Source organism: Paenibacillus sp. FSL R7-0216 (assembly GCF_037969915.1).
Classification (GTDB): domain Bacteria; phylum Bacillota; class Bacilli; order Paenibacillales; family Paenibacillaceae; genus Fontibacillus; species Fontibacillus rhizolycopersici.
This window is the reverse complement of the sequence record NZ_CP150222.1, coordinates 4927495-4942581: the sequence shown is the minus strand read 5'-3', so window position 1 is coordinate 4942581 and position 15087 is coordinate 4927495. Positions and strand designations below refer to the sequence as shown.

Annotated in this window: 14 protein-coding genes; 5 read left to right on the top strand and 9 right to left on the bottom strand. The window is 55.0% G+C overall.

The annotated features are described in order from the left end of the window. Positions 1 to 28 precede the first annotated feature (28 nt). The 3 genes from MKZ15_RS22730 to MKZ15_RS22720 all read left to right on the top strand — a co-directional run bounded on the left by MKZ15_RS22730 (position 29) and on the right by MKZ15_RS22720 (position 3361). Complete coding sequence (locus MKZ15_RS22730) at positions 29 to 1036, top strand: hypothetical protein (RefSeq protein ID WP_339818417.1); 1008 nt, start codon at positions 29 to 31, stop codon at positions 1034 to 1036. Positions 1037 to 1178: 142 nt separating this feature from the next. Then, positions 1179 to 2240 (top strand): LLM class flavin-dependent oxidoreductase, encoded by a 1062-nt coding sequence (locus MKZ15_RS22725; RefSeq protein WP_213622357.1) that lies wholly within the window; start codon positions 1179 to 1181, stop codon positions 2238 to 2240. Positions 2241 to 2335: 95 nt separating this feature from the next. Further along, positions 2336 to 3361, top strand: coding sequence for a hypothetical protein (locus tag MKZ15_RS22720; protein WP_339818414.1), 1026 nt, complete (start codon positions 2336 to 2338; stop codon positions 3359 to 3361). A gap of 13 nt (positions 3362 to 3374) precedes the next feature. Here the strand turns inward: MKZ15_RS22720 and MKZ15_RS22715 are convergent, their stop codons facing one another. Continuing rightward, complete coding sequence (locus MKZ15_RS22715; protein WP_339818412.1) at positions 3375 to 4007, bottom strand: flavin reductase family protein; 633 nt, start codon at positions 4005 to 4007, stop codon at positions 3375 to 3377. 107 nt (positions 4008 to 4114) lie between these two features. Here MKZ15_RS22715 and MKZ15_RS22710 point away from each other — a divergent pair, with 107 nt between their 5' ends. Beyond that, positions 4115 to 4828: a winged helix-turn-helix domain-containing protein gene (locus MKZ15_RS22710; RefSeq protein ID WP_339818409.1), complete on the top strand. Its 714-nt coding sequence runs from the start codon at positions 4115 to 4117 to the stop codon at positions 4826 to 4828. Between the two features lie 71 nt (positions 4829 to 4899). On the opposite strand, the gene MKZ15_RS22705 is transcribed toward MKZ15_RS22710, so the two are convergent. The 7 genes from MKZ15_RS22705 to serS form a co-directional block, all read right to left on the bottom strand. Next, positions 4900 to 6285, bottom strand: a complete 1386-nt coding sequence (locus MKZ15_RS22705) for a glycosyltransferase (protein WP_339818406.1) — start codon at positions 6283 to 6285, stop codon at positions 4900 to 4902. A gap of 87 nt (positions 6286 to 6372) precedes the next feature. Further along, a complete protein-coding gene (locus MKZ15_RS22700) occupies positions 6373 to 7083 on the bottom strand; it encodes a hypothetical protein (protein ID WP_339818405.1) in 711 nt (236 codons plus the stop codon). Further along, the gene (locus MKZ15_RS22695; protein WP_339818403.1) at positions 7061 to 7957 is read right to left on the bottom strand and encodes an ABC transporter ATP-binding protein; all 897 of its coding nucleotides are present in this window, start codon (positions 7955 to 7957) and stop codon (positions 7061 to 7063) included. The genes MKZ15_RS22700 and MKZ15_RS22695 overlap by 23 nt, the downstream gene beginning before the upstream one ends. Continuing rightward, complete coding sequence (locus MKZ15_RS22690) at positions 7947 to 8330, bottom strand: GntR family transcriptional regulator (protein WP_155604737.1); 384 nt, start codon at positions 8328 to 8330, stop codon at positions 7947 to 7949. Before MKZ15_RS22690 ends, MKZ15_RS22695 begins: the two co-directional genes overlap by 11 nt. 1427 nt (positions 8331 to 9757) lie before the next feature. After that, positions 9758 to 10414 (bottom strand): guanylate kinase, encoded by a 657-nt coding sequence (locus tag MKZ15_RS22685; RefSeq protein ID WP_339818401.1) that lies wholly within the window; start codon positions 10412 to 10414, stop codon positions 9758 to 9760. 157 nt (positions 10415 to 10571) lie between these two features. Continuing rightward, positions 10572 to 11684, bottom strand: a complete 1113-nt coding sequence (locus MKZ15_RS22680) for an NlpC/P60 family protein (protein ID WP_339818399.1) — start codon at positions 11682 to 11684, stop codon at positions 10572 to 10574. A 77-nt stretch (positions 11685 to 11761) separates the two neighbouring features. Further along, the gene (gene serS / locus MKZ15_RS22675) at positions 11762 to 13054 is read right to left on the bottom strand and encodes a serine--tRNA ligase (protein WP_339818396.1); all 1293 of its coding nucleotides are present in this window, start codon (positions 13052 to 13054) and stop codon (positions 11762 to 11764) included. Between the two features lie 311 nt (positions 13055 to 13365). Between serS and pcp the strand changes: the two genes are divergently transcribed. Further along, positions 13366 to 13974 carry a pyroglutamyl-peptidase I gene (gene pcp / locus MKZ15_RS22670; protein WP_339818395.1) on the top strand — a complete coding sequence of 203 codons (609 nt, stop codon included), beginning with the start codon at positions 13366 to 13368 and terminating at the stop codon, positions 13972 to 13974. A gap of 46 nt (positions 13975 to 14020) precedes the next feature. Here pcp and MKZ15_RS22665 read toward each other — a convergent pair whose 3' ends face one another. Then, positions 14021 to 15070 carry a trifunctional transcriptional activator/DNA repair protein Ada/methylated-DNA--[protein]-cysteine S-methyltransferase gene (locus MKZ15_RS22665; RefSeq protein ID WP_339818394.1) on the bottom strand — a complete coding sequence of 350 codons (1050 nt, stop codon included), beginning with the start codon at positions 15068 to 15070 and terminating at the stop codon, positions 14021 to 14023. Between the last annotated feature and the right edge of the window lie 17 nt (positions 15071 to 15087).

The following is a 15087-nucleotide window of genomic DNA, read 5'->3' as shown; positions in this document are numbered from 1 at the left end:
AATTTGAGAGGCTAAAGGGCGTGAGAACGTGGAAAAAGAAGCGCTAAAGCAATTGAAAAGTAAGTATGCAATATTGTGGTTCGGAAATCTACTTTGTACTTTTCTCATGCTTTTGTTGCTGGCCATGGGAGAGGTTTGGTTGGGTCTCATGTGCGGAGCATTTGTTCTGATTTGTATATGGCCGACTATCATGTACGGTAAGCAATTAAAAGGAAACATCCCCTTATACCGGACGGGAAAAGGCTTTTGGTATTATCGTCTTTCTCCGCAGCATAAAAAGACTTACTTGACGGTCAGCCAATGGGTGTTTTTTTTCCTGGCAGTGGTTTTTTGGATCCTTGATTTAGGATCGTCTGTATACGGAACATCAACACTAATTGGCGGCATTTTGTATATTCAATTCAAGACAAAGAAGCGAATTAAGCTGCATACGTCGGTGGATGACGTTACATTGTATGAATTGCTGGAGCTAGGTATCGTGAAAGCGGAGGAGTTCGTGACCGGACTTTATAAGGACTTTGAAACTTGGACGAAAGTGCATCCGAATGCGAAGATTCTCGCCATGACGGAAGATCGTCTTATAATTGTTCGAATGATCACGCCAGAAATTGGAGATCGGTACGATGTACCGCTACGTGAGATTGCTGGTGTGTATGTCATTTCGAATGGGCGTTATGGCCAAGGCCTCATATTGACGATCCGCTTATCCAACGATTCAAGCATTCGCCTGTCGTTGCTTGGGAACACCGTGCAGGATTCACCGGAGCAATTCATGTATGAATTTTTAAATACCCTGGATCATGCCAAACTGGGGACAGGCAACAAGCCAACGCCGATATCTCCGCCACTTCATCAACGCTCCCTCCTTTCATACCCTAGTTTTGCGGATGGGGTAGCACGTCCAGTCATTCGTCAGTTGGATTTGTTCGAATGGAACGAGGCTCCCGCGGGACAAGCAGCAGTGAATTTCCCCGATCGTTCGGCTGGCTCGGCCCCTTATGAGGAGTCCAGGAACCGGCGCAAATTGGACTTTTAACAACTCGATTCGCATTCTTCAGGAATAGGTGTCTAGCGAAGCGCACAGTTTATGATGGCTGGGCGCTTTTCTTTTGCTCATATAACAAAAGTATAGTAAAATACAAAAATATAGTTAACTAGATGAAGCGGAGGAACAAATCATGGAAATCGGAATCAGCACGTTCGTGGAAACGACACCGGATGTCGTTACTGGCGAATTGATCAGTCATGCGCAGCGGCTGCGTGAGGTAGTAGAGGAGATCGTCCTAGCCGACAAGGTCGGGCTCGATGTGTTTGGTGTAGGGGAGCATCACCGCAAGGATTATGCCGCTTCTTCGCCGACGTTGGTGTTGGCCGCAGCTGCGCCGCAGACGTCGCGTATCCGGCTAACCAGTGCCGTTACCGTGCTGTCTTCCGATGATCCGGTTCGGGTGTTCCAGGACTTCGCGACGCTGGATGGCCTATCGAATGGGCGCGCGGAGATTATGGCCGGTCGGGGTTCTTTTATCGAGTCCTTCCCGCTGTTCGGGTACGATTTGAATGATTATGAGGAGCTGTTCGAGGAGAAGCTGGATCTGCTGCTAAAGCTGCGTGAGTCGGAAAAAGTAACCTGGCAGGGCAACCACCGTCCAGCAATCCATAATCTGGGCGTCTATCCGCGCCCTGTGCAGAACCCATTGCCGGTATGGATCGGCAGCGGCGGCAACACGGAATCCGTCATTCGTGCCGGTGTGCTCGGTTTGCCGCTGGTGCTGGCGATCATTGGCGGCCGGCCGACTCAATTTGCGCCGCTCGTGAAGATCTACAAGCAGGCTGCCGCCCAGGCAGGGCATGACGTCTCGAAGTTGACGGTCGCCTCCCATTCGCATGGCTTCGTTGGCGACCGCAATGACGTGGCGGTGGAGAAGTTCTTCCCCTCGACACAGGCGGCCATGAACGTGATCGGACGGGAACGCGGCTGGGGCCACTACGGCCGGGCCAGCTACGATGCCGCCCGCAGCCTGGAAGGTGCGCTGTACGTTGGTGACCCGGAGACGGTGGCGAACAAGATCATTTACCTTCGCAAAAATGTCGGCATCACCCGCTTCATGCTGCATTGCCCGCTCGGGACGATGCCGCATGAGGATGTCATGCGGTCGATTGAACTCCTCGGCACTGAAGTGGCGCCTCGAGTACGGGAGGAAATCGCCCGTTGGGAAGCCGGGGGCGGGGATCTTCAGTAAAAAGAAGGAAAAAACTAGCCCATGGAGAACTTAGTAGGGTAAATCACTGGGCACTGATTAAATCTCAGGTTAAATACCTTGAAGGGGCTATTTTCGTGGACCGTGAAGCGCTAAGAAAACTCCAATTACGGTGGATGTTAAGCTGGATCCTGATTCCGGTAGGCTTCATTTTAACCTACTTTGCCGTGAAAATCGGCTTTGTGGAAGTGGATTTGATATTCACGATATTATTGGTTTGGACGGTCGTTAGGTTGATCCGTTTACGTAAATTCATCACTGGAAAGATCCGCTTATACAAGCCCGACCAAAGCTTATGGTTTTATCGTATGAGCCTAGATCAGCAGAGGGGTTTCCTGACGGCGGGGCAATGGCTGAGCGTATTTGCGTTCTTTTTTCTGTGGATCGGGGTAGGGAGCTTCTTGGTTGCCGTTATTATGATGATTATGGGCATGTCCAACTACACGATCAAAAAGCGGAGAATGAAGGCTCACCTCGAAGTCGACGAAGCAAGTCTGTATCGATTGTACGATTTGAGAATCATCCCAACCCAAGAGCACATAACGGCACTTTACAAGGATTTTTCATATTGGACTGAGCTACCAGAACAATCTAATGTTATGGCGTTGACCGCCGATCGTTTGATTATAGCCAGGCTTGTTTCGGGGAGAATGGCAGAGCGTTACGAGTTGCCGCTTCGAGAAATTGCTGGAATTGCCGAGATCAATGTGCTTTTTATAGGTAAAGTTGTGGCAATTAAGATGACGAACCATGCTGTAATTCGATTTGCACTAAAAGGGCGCAGCAACGAGGACTCCCCGGAGGTTTTCCTCTCCACTTTAGTGGATTTGCTCGATCACCCTCCGTTATTTGAGCGGCCTAATCCTGTCGAACTCTATGAACCTCATACGGAAGATGTATCGCCCCTTGAGTCGCCTCCAAGGGAACAACCGTTGGATCCGTCCCTTGATTTACCTGCCTCCACCCAGTCGGGCGAACCCGTTGAGCCAGAGATAGCGGATCCCCCACGCCCACAGCAGCCTATAGAGGTGGAAGGGGAGGCACCGAGCAAGGATTCCAACACAAAGCCACTCGAGGGTCCAAGACGTTGGCTTGATTTCTAAGGGCAGCCCCCCCTCACACCTCCGCCCGGAACGTCTTCCCTAACGGTTCGCCGAGGCCGAAGTAGTGGCGGAAGTTATAAATGAGCGGGCTCCACAGGCGAGGGTCGATATGATGTTCGCCGATGACGAGGTCACGACGGGCGTGGACGGCCACGGCCCGGGTTTCGACGATCGCGAAGAAGGGGGCATAGGCTGGCGCTCGGAAGTCCTCCACGACCGCTTCGATTTGCAGCGGGCACTCGCGGATGCGGGCGGGCCGCACCTGCTGGGAAGGGATCGATGCCAACCCGCTGGCCGCAAATTTATCGCTTTGATACATAAAACCCTGTGCTGCTTTTTCAATTGGCACGGGGTTTTTTCCGGTTGTGGGGGCTAGCCGCTCGACTTGCTCCCACAGGGAGGGATCGGGTAGATTGATCACGCACTCTCGGCAGCGCTGTACGTTTTCGGCGGCTTTTCCGCCCAGCCCGATGCCAAGAACAATATGGTTGCCGAGCGCCCAAGAAGAAGAGATCGGGCTAATATTCGTGCTTCCGTCTTCATTAAGAGTCGTGAGCAGGACGACGGGCGTACCGTAATACAAAATTTTTGGCTGAATCAGATGTGTGTCGTCGGCTGACGGACTTGCCGCTTTCGAAGTTTGCATCGGAATGACCTCCCGGTTTTATGTGTTTCCCGCTCATTGTATAATGGCAACAATACCATGGGGATCGAAATATGGATGACATCCTCAAAAAGGGGGAGTGAATCGTTATGAAAACACCGATGCATACGTCAGCGGCGGTCATCGCCTCGCTTGTCAGCGACCCTAGTCGGTCGGCGATGTTAACGGCCATGCTGGACGGAAGGTACCATGCCGCCGGAGAGTTGGCGCAAATGGCCGGGGTCCAGCCGCAAACAGCCAGCTTTCATCTGACTAAGCTGACGGAAGCCGGCCTCATTGCCGTCGAGAAACAAGGTCGCCACCGCTACTACGGAATCGCAGGCCCGGAGGTCGCCCGGGTGATGGAATCCCTGTTGTCCATTGCGCCGCCGACACCGATTAAGTCGTTGCGGCAGGCCACGGAGGATCAGGCACTGCGGTATGCCCGAACCTGCTATGACCATTTGGCGGGGAGTTTAGGCGTCCGGCTGACGCAATGCTTGGTTGGCCGAGGAATCCTCGCCGAAGGTGACGGAGGGTTTGATGTTACCACGGAAGGGGAATTGTTTCTGGGTCGGTTCGGGGTCGACATCGACGGAGCCAAGCGCAAACGCCGCTCTTTTTCCCCAAAATGCCTGGATTGGAGTGAACGGCGCCATCATCTGGCCGGGGCGCTCGGCCATGCGCTGCTAGAGCGGCTGATGGAGCTGGGATGGGTGGAGCGAAATCCGCATAGCCGGGCCGTCAAGTTGACCGCGGAAGGGCGAGTAGGGTTAAGGGAAAGCTTGGCTTTGGACATGGACGTTGAGGAAGGAGTCGGCTAACTTCCGAATTCAAAGTTCAGGCATACGAAAAACCATCTCTTACTTGCAAGAGATGGTTTTTTGCCGTTCTGCTATAACCGGCTGCGACGCCGTTGTCTTCTTCGCCCGCGCAGCGTGACGTGAAGCGATCGGGCGCTCCGCCGCTTGGCCTTGCTGCGGACATGAGCGGCTGCTTTACCAATGGACCTGCGAACCCAAGTTCGTGCCCCTTTCTTGCGCAGCGCCCCTTTGCGGATCGAACGTTTGCGACGCCGGCGGGACGAGGTTGGTTTCACCGAGTCAGGCCATAGACTCTGGCAGGCTTGCGTCAAGATTGCCTTGATTTGCTCCTGTTTATGCGGAGCATCCGGCTGGGTATAGATCTGGGTAGCCGCCATCAGCGCCGGCTTCAGCCCGTTCTTCAAAGCTCCGTATTCGGGAGCATCCGGCTGCAGATGAAAGAGCCGGGCGCCGTGAGCTAACGTACGCCGGACTTGTCGCGCGGCAGCACGCTCCGAAGCGTTCTTGCTGCTGCGCCACGATTTGAGGATACGCAGCGTATTTTTATACGCTTCCATCCCCTCGGAAGGGGGCAGGATGGCGAACAAGCTGATTTCCGGATCGGCGTAGCCATGGTTCTGGTAGATGATCCGTAGGTTCTCTCCTTGGGAATCCTCGCTCCGATGAAAGGACGGGTGCTCCTGGTGATAACCGACCACTTCCTCAATGCTAACGAAGGTGCAGCCGCGAAGGTGCAGCCGGTAGCCCAGTTCCCAATCTTCAAGGCCATGCTTCTGGAAGTTCTCATTAAAACCGCCGACCTCTTCAAATAGCCGTTTAGACAAAGAGAGGTTGCGCGTGACCGCCATGAGCCAAGGCGCCACATCGGTGGTCGGGAATTCGCGATAATTCCCCTGAACCGGCTCCCAAGGGGCGACGACCTTTTCCAGTTGGCCGGTTTGGCGGAGAATATCCTCGCGGGTAACGATCTCGATCAGATCCGGTGCTTGCCAATAGTCATTGTTCCACAGCCCGGAAGCTTGCAGAACCTCAGAGGCAGCGAGCTTCTCCTCCCCAGAGAAATCAGGGTACAGGTGGGGATACGCCTTGATGAACAAGATCGGAACCCCGGAGACGACAGCGTTTCGGTGCAGTTGATGATAGGTGTCGTGCGTCTTCACGAAGTCGGGAGTGACCAGGTAATCGGGATCACAAAAAATCAGGAAGTCGCCGGAAGCGGCCTCAACCCCGCGGTTCCGAGCCGCCGACCTCCCGGCCGTTTCCTCCAGGGTGACGGGAACGAGCTGGTAAGGGGGGCGGTACCGGCTTAGACGCTCCAGGGTGTCATCTGTGGAGCCGTCGTCGACCACCACCACTTCAAATTGATCAAGCGAATAGGTCTGGATTTCAAATGCCGTTAACGTCAGCATCAAAGACAACGCCTTATTATAGCTGGGGATGATGACACTATATTTCATTGGACAGGGATCACCTCGGGCATCATGATTTCGTACCCATTATACGAATCCCCAGCGGCGGCGAAAGGGACAAAGAACCACGCCCGGTTACTTTATTTTGATGCGCACTCTTTTTATCGTGGCCCATAGGATTCCCAGCGCAAGACCTGCTAGCAACAACGTACCCAGCAACGAACCCCAAACCGGCAAATGACCTATATAGACGACGCGGTTAAGGAGGTCCTTGAGCTCTAAATCCCACATGGCCTCGGAAGCAAACAGAAGAATCAGGGCCATCACGATATACAGCATGCCCCCCAGCTTGCCGAACCGGTAAAAGCCGGCACCGATCACATAACCCGCCAAATAATAAACGAGGGCGTTCAGGATGTAGACGATTACGGTAAGCAACCAGGAAGCATTCTCCCCCAGGAAGGATACCTTCTCGGGTGCAGGAATCAGCCAATGCTGCAAGCTGCCGAGGACGCCTACACCCCCCATCAACACCAAGGCCACCATAGCAGCAGCCAGTGAGGACCCGCAGAAATAGGCTTTTCGCGTAACCCCAAATCTGGCGTAGAAGCTGAGGAAGCCGGACACCGAAATAATTCCGATGACGAGCATAAACACCTTGGACGGTTGAAAAGCGAACGTGATAAAGTTTTGCGCATTCACTTCAATTAGCGCATACGCCAGGGTGACGAAGCAGATAAACCAGGCGGCCCAGGTCAGCTGAAGCCAGGACATATCCGCAGCAACTCGAAGCGCGCGGTTTGTGTTATTGATCGGCTGGGTCTTAAAGCTCGGATTGGACTTCATGGGAACCCCCCTCCCCGGTTAAATGGATGAACAAATCCTGTAGCGGAACCGGTCCGATGTCGAGACCTTTATTCGCAGCGGCTCTGCGCCGAGCCTCGTCAATCTCCCCGTAGACCATCGCTGCCTTCGTGCTGCCAAGCTGTTGGACATTTAGCACCTTCATGCCGCGCACGAACTCGTCGACATCGGTAACTGCTCCGGTGATAGATGCACCCCGTTCCAACAACTGGTCAATGGGCTCCTTCAGCAGCATCCGTCCTTTGTGTAAAATCACCACATCCTCGAACAAATAATCCATTTCCGAAACGAGGTGGGTGGATAGGATGATCGTCCGCGGGTGGTTGGCATGATCCTCTAGCAGCTGCTTATAGAAAATCTCCCGGGTTGGCGCATCCATTCCGCGATACACCTCATCGAAGATCGTCACCGGTGTTCGGCTTGCCAGCCCGATCACGGCATTCAGCGCCGACTGCATCCCGCTGGAGAGCTTCTTCATCGGTACATCCGTCGGTAAACCGAACAACCGGACCAGTTCTTCGGCATACGCCCGATCAAAATAAGGACGGTATCGCTCGGCAACCTTCAGCATGCCGTTCACTTTTTCGCTTTCTTCACTGTAATTGGTCTCATAAACGAAGCTGACCTGGGCCATCGTCTCGACATGCTCAAACGGGGGATGGCCGCCAATCCGCACCCGTCCTGCCGTTGGCTCCATATAGGAAGCCAGGAGGGAGAGCAGGGTGGTTTTGCCCGCGCCGTTTCGGCCCAGCAGCCCATAAATTTTCCCGGCCTCCAGCTCTAAAGTAATATCGATCAGTGCGGGGTGGCTGCCAAAATGGACACTCACCTGCTCAAGCGTAACGTCAAGGCTCATGTTTAATCCCTTCCTTTGCTTTAGTGATCAGCAGATTCATTTCCCCTTCGGCAATGCCCAGCTTTGCAGCTTCTCGCATCATGGGAAGGACATATTCATCGAGAAATCGATCTTTACGTTCCGTCAGCAGCATTTCCTTTGCATTTTCGGCCACAAACATGCCAACCCCCCTTTTCTTGTACAAAATACCGGCGTCCACCAACAGATTGATCCCTTTGGCGATCGTCAGGTGATTGATTTTGTAAAATTGTACGAGCTGCGTCGTCGACGGAATTTGCTCATGCTCCTTCAGTTGGTCGTTCACGATCTGGTCTTCAATGAGCTCTTTGATCTGCAGAAAAATCGGCTTCTTGTCGTCAAAAGACGGACTCAACGGGAAATCACCTCCGTATCCCTTGGTTGTTAGTTATATGGTTATATAGTCTTGTATATAACTATATAAATAAAATTTCATCTCGTCAATCTTCTTTTCGCCTGGAGCGAGGAACGACGGCTTAGCACCTAACGCTTGCCACACGGCTTATATCCGCCAAAATGGGCGTTTTTCGATTCTAACGCGGATCACAGAGCTTATTTGCCATTTTTGGGGTTGAAATCGGGGGTTTTCCCCGAAATAGCGTTGCTCAGCGTCGTTAGAAATTCTAGAGCGCCAAATTTGCCACATTAGCGTTCCTGGTAAGCGTTAGCGCATGGGGTGGGATCGGTAGAGATGCGCAGTGGCAAATGCGATGTTACTTAGTAAATCTGCCGCCTTGAGCTCCTTATGACCTGCTTGCACCAACTAACTTCTTTCGCCCGAGGTACAGGGAACGGGTAACTTGGACGCTAACGCTTGCCACACAGCTTATATCCGCCAAAATGGGCGTTTTTCGATTCTAACGCGGATCACAGAGCTTATTTGCCATCTTCGGGGGTGAAATCGGGGGTTTTCCCCGAAATAGTGTTGCTCAGCGTCGTTAGAATTTCTAGAACGCCAAATTTGCCACAATAGGGTTCCTGGTCAGCGTTAGCGCATGGGAGTGGGATCGGTAGAGATGCGCAGTGGCAAATGCGATGTTACTTAGTAAATCTGCCGCCTTGAGCTCCATATGACCAGCCAGCACCAACTAACTTTCTTTCGCCCGAGGTACAGGGAACGGGTAACTTGGACGCTAACGCTTGCCACACAGCTTAAATCCGCCAAAATGGGCGTTTTTCGATTCTAACGCGGATCACAGAGCTTATTTGCCATTTTTGGGGTTGAAATCGGGGGTTATCCCCGAAATAGCGTTGCTCAGCGTCGTTAGAATTGCCACAGCGCCGAATTTGCCACATTAGCGTTCCTGGTCAGCGTTAGCGCATGGGAGTGGGGATCGGTAGAGATGCGCAGGGTCAATGAGATGTTACTTAACAAATCTGCCACTTCGAGCTCCATATGACCAGCCAGCACCAACTAACTTTCTTTCGCCCGAGGTACAGGGAACGGGTAACTTGGACGCTAACGCTTGCCACACAGCTTAAATCCGCCAAAATGGGCGTTTTTCGATTCTAACGCGGATCACAGAGCTTATTTGCCATCTTCGGGGGTGAAATCGGGGGTTTTCCCCGAAATAGCGTTGCTCAGCGTCGTTAGAATTTCTAGAACGCCGAATTTGCCACATTAGCGTTCCTGGTCAGCGTTAGCGCATGGGAGTGGGTCTAGGTGGAGAATTTCCACAGCGCCGGCACGGCATCGTACGGCAGGAACCGCATAGCACCACAACCCAAACACAAAAAAACGGGTCGCCCCAGCCAGTAACGACCGGGACAACCCGTTTCCATTTATTTTTTCTCCTGCAAAAAACCCTTAATCTTCTCCAGCGTTGCGGCGGGATCGATATTTTGCAGCAAATAGTCGGACTCTTTCTTGTAAACGACCTGCTCGGAGTAGTTCCGTAAATACTCTTCGATCACCTCGGGCGGGGCCCCCTCCCGTTCCTCGCGCAGCCGAATGTCCTCCTTTGTCACATAGAGGAAAATCCGGATCGCCTGCGACCCAAACCGTTTCCGGAACGCCTGCAAGCCATCATGATTCACGACGACGACCGCCGCACCATGTTGTTCCAGCGCTTCGATTAGTTCATGCTCCGTGATTCCGTAGCTGCCGCGCTCCAGGCGGACGCTTTGGGTAAACGCCTGCCTGCCGAGCATCGTTTGAAAATCCACATCGGAGATAAAACGGTAGTGCTCACCGTCCTTCTCCCCTGGGCGTTTCGCCCGCGTGGTATAAGGAAGGACATAAGGAAGGCCCAGGTCGGTGCTGAGCTGCTTGGCGATACTCTTGCGGCCCGAACCGCTCGTGCCGGTAATGACGATCACTTTGGGCTGCGGAGTGCGCTCCTCCTCCAGGCCCGCGTCATTGGGCTTGTCAGAAGATGCTTCAGCCTCGTTGCGGGCAAGGCCTTGGGTTGTTTTCGAGCCTTTCAGCCATTTCCACATCGCGTCTCCATGCGCGTTATCCGGGTTCGATTCCTATCCTCGCCGGCAGAACCGCATGGATTCACCTCCTTCGCCATGTCTATACTTCCTATGTCGGCAAAAAGAGGAAAAAATTGAATGATCCTGATTCGCTCCACCATTGATCTAAGCAGCTACCTCAAAACACCCGGCGTGCGGTCACGAACCGCTTTTTCCACTGGCCATCAAACGCCTCGATATGGACTCCTTGCTCTTTGGAATAGGTGTGCAGAATCTGATTGTCGCCAATGTAGATGCCGACGTGGCCGATATCCAGACCCCGCGCGCTGAAGAACAACAGGTCTCCCTTGCGCAACTGATCCAGGCTGACTTCCGTACCTTCCTTGGCTTGATCATACGAAACGCGCGGAAGCTCGATCGAAAGAATCTCCTCGTACACCCGATTCACAAAAGAGGAGCAGTCGAACGTTTTCGTTTGGTTGGGAGATGCTCCGAATTCGTAAGGCGTACCTTCAAACGTTTTGCCGTAAGCGATCAGCTCGTCCGCCTGCTTGTCCGCAAGGGTGTCGCTCCGATAGTCGGTGTACTTCGGCTTGGCCGATACATAACCGGAGCGTCCGTCTGGGGTTCGCACCTCCAGCCAGAGCGCACCGGCTTCGCGAACGACATGTAGCTTGCTGCCGGTGGGCAGCAGCTCCTCACCGACCGTTTCGCTCCCGGCATCCGGCGCACTGCGCAGATTGACGCCCCAAGCGACGGTGGTTTCGTATGTAAACGCCGAAGTGATTCGCACCGTGTGGTGATCGCCGTCCCAGACGACATCGCTGCCGAGCGCTTCGCTTACGAACCGTAGAGGAACCAGCGAATAACCGTCCGCGATCTGCCCGGGTACCGGCAGCGTGAGGAGCTGGCCGTTCAACTGAGCCGTGGGGTCGCCAATGCGGTAAACGAGCGTCATTTGGCCTCGGGTGGCCGTGACGGTCTTGCTGGCATCGTCCCAGGCCAGCTTGGCGCCCAGCGCTTCAAACACGTCACGGATAGGGAGCAGGACGCTGCCGTTCACCAGCAAGGGGAGCGTCTCCGTTTGCAGCGGCCGCCCGTCGAGCTCAATCATGATGCCGCCCGTAGAGGCGGTTTGATTCAACGGGGCCGCAGCAACCGCCCCCGTGGCTCCCCAGGCCGGATCTCCCACGGGCTCCGCACCGGCCGTTCCCGCTTGGGCGGACAATACGAGGGAGGCTGCCAACAGCCAGGTCAGTCCGAGTGTTTTATTGTTGAATGGTTTCGTCATTCTAAATCACCTATTTTCTGGATGGATTTATACTATTGGACGAAATCCAAGCAGATTTGTTGTGTGGAAAATGTTTCCTACCCCTCTGGATTCAACGAGGTCAACCGTTCCAATCCGTTCATATACTTGCGCAGCGCATGAGGGATCCGGATGCTCCCGTCTTCCTCTTGATGATTCTCCAAGAGCGGGATCAGGATGCGCGGCGAAGCGACCATGGTGTTGTTTAACGTGTAGCAGTATTGCAGCTTGCCGTTTTGGTCCTTGTACCGGATATTCGAACGGCGGGCTTGGAAGTCGAGCAGTTGCGACGACGAATGGGTCTCCCCGTAGGCCCCACGGCTCGGCATCCACGTTTCGATGTCGTATTGTTTATACGTTTTTTGCGACATGTCTCCGGTGCACACCGCCATTACCCTGTATGGCAGTTCCAACAGTTGAAGCAGTTCCTCGGCGTTTTGGGTGATTTCCTGAAAGAGCTGTTCCGACAGCTCCGGGTTGTTTTCGCACAGCACCACTTGCTCGACCTTCGAGAACTGATGCACGCGATACAAGCCATGAACATCCCGTCCGGCCGAGCCGACTTCGCTGCGGAAACAAAGCGAGGCTGCGGCCAGCCTGACGGGATGGGTGACATCAACGATCTCATGGTCGTAATACGACACGAGCGGAACCTCGGCGGTGCCGACCAGCCAGCGATCGTCCTCGGCCATCCGGTACGTCTGATCCACGCCCAGCGGGAAGAATCCGGTGTTCACGAGCGCCTCCGAGCGTACCATTAAGGGCACCTCCAGCAGGGTGAATCCTTTCGCCGCAAGCAGATCCACGGCCAGCTGCTGTACCGCCCGGTGCAGCAGAACCCCCGTGCCGCTCAGGTAGTAGTTGCGGGCGCCAGCCGTTTTGACCCCGCGGGGAATGTCGATCATCCGATGCTGTTCACCGAGGGCGACGTGATCTCGCGGTGCAAATCCAAACGCGGGCGGTTCTCCGATCTGCTTCACCACGACATTGTCGAGGTCCGACAGGCCCTTGGGCGTATCCGGCGAGACCGGGCTCGGAACAAGCAACATCAGTCGCCGATACTCGCGCCCCGCCTCCTCAAGCTCCTTCTCCAGTCCGCTCAGCCGCCGGTTCAGCTGTTTCACCTCTTCTTTCAAAGCGGCGTCGGCGTCCGGCCCTTGCTCCCGGATCTGTACCTCAATCTGAGGGGTAAGCCGGTTACGCTCCTGCCGTATCCGTTCCACTTCCTGCAGAAGGGCCCGGCGTTGGTCGTCCCAATGCAATAGCTCCGGGACCGATAACTCGATCCCTTTGTCCTCCGCCACCTGTTGAACTTGTTCTTGATGCTCCCGAATCCATTTACCGTCTAACATGGGTGATCCGCTCCTTTTTCGATGAGAATACAAAAAGCGCCCTTCGTCCGATTGGGACGAGGAGCGCTGTATGCTCGCGGTGCCACCCAAATTGATCAAACCGGCCGGGCCGGGTTGATCCCCTTTAGTTCCGCGGTAACGGGCGGACCCGGTTAGCTTAGGAGGAGATGATTGCGCGTTTGGCGCGCGGGTTCCCCTTGACGAAAACGCCTCCGAGTTGGATGCTCTTCATAGGCATGATTCCGAGATATGATTTGTAAAGCAGTATAACGTATATGACGTAGAATATTCAAGTGGGAGGGGACAGGAAAATGAGAAAATTGCTGCTCACCGGGTTTGAACCCTTTGGCGGTGAATCGATCAATCCGGCAGTTGAAGCGGTGCACCGGCTGCAGGGACGTGTGATCGGTTCCTATGAGGTTATAGGCTTGGAACTACCGACGGTGTTTGGCCAATCGATGGAGCGCCTGCTGGCCGGTATCGAGGAAACGGAGCCGGAGGTGGTGATCGCGTTAGGGCAAGCCGGCGGACGAAGGGGGATCTCGTTTGAGCGGATCGCCGTCAACCTAAGCGATGCCGCCATCGATGACAATGCGGGGAACCGGCCGGTGGATGTTCCTGTCGTGCCGGAAGGCCCGGCAGCGTATTGGACCACGCTGCCGGTTAGACGCATGGCCGACCGGCTGCAGGCCGAGGGGATTCCCGCGTCGCTATCGCTATCAGCCGGTACCTTCGTATGCAACCACTTGTTTTACGGGTTGATGCATCATCTCGCCGTCAGCGGCAAGCCCATCCGGGGTGGGTTCATCCATATCCCTTACCTCCCGGAGCAGGCGGAGCGACATCCCGGCGCCCCGAGTATGGCGTTGGAGCAGCTGGTTGCCGGCCTGGAGTTGGCGATCAGTGTGATGGGGGAGTAACAAAATGTTGTACTAATTACAACATTTCTCTCATAGGGCAGAGCCGCTAAGCGAACGCGCCCCCTTCATGCTTCAGCAGCCAGCTTTTACGGGACAGTCCACCGCCGTAGCCCCCAAGGTCGCCATTCGCGTTGATGACGCGATGGCAGGGGATGACAAGGGCCAGTTGATTGGCCCCATTGGCCTGGGCGACAGCGCGAAAGGCCGACGGACGGCCAACTTCGGCGGCCAGCTCGGCATATGAGCGCGTCTCCCCTGGGGGGATTTGCCGCAGCCGGGCCCATACCTGCTGCTGAAACGGCGTGCCCAGTAGGCGCAGTGGGGTAGCGAACTCGGTCAACCGCCCTTCGAAGTACAGGGCGAGTTCCCGCTCGATCGAGCGGATCGGGCCGGTGAATCCCGGGATCACCGCGGATTTTGTCCGCTTGCGGAGCCGCTCGACTTCGCGCTCCAGACCGCGGCGGTCCACGAACTCCAGCAGATACAACGCTTCCTCATCGGCGATCGCGATCATCGGCCCGAGCGGGGTGTCGAGCCACGCCGCCCTTAGCACTCGGCTCTCTTCCAACCGGGTTGGTGCAGCCCCCATAATCCGGGAGAAGGCATCCCGGAATCCGCTGCTCGACTCATACCCCATAGCGAGCTGGGTGTCGATGACCGGTCGGCCCGAACGGATGTTACCGAGCGCCAGACCCATCCGGCGGGCGCGGGCGTATTCCACGAAGGTCATGCCAAAGCGCTTCTTGAACTGGCGGCGCGCCGTGGATGCATCGACGGACAGCTGCCGGAAGTCTTCGTCCTTCCAGCGCTTCTCCGGATGAGCCTCGACGGCTTCTACCAACTGCCGGACCAAATCGGACACGCGGCTCGGGTGGGATAACGGGCGACAGCGTTGGCACGGCCGGAACGAGGCGAGCAGCGCTTCTTTGGCTGTTTCGTAAAATTCGCAGTTTTCGAATTTCGGTTTTCGTGCCGGGCAGGTTGGTCGGCAGAAGACGCCGGTGGTTTTGACGCCAACGTAAAATACCCCTTCATACTCCGTTTTTTTCTCCAATAAAGCTTGATAATACTCTTCCTTCCGTTCGGCGAGAATCATTAAGGCGGGGCCCTCCT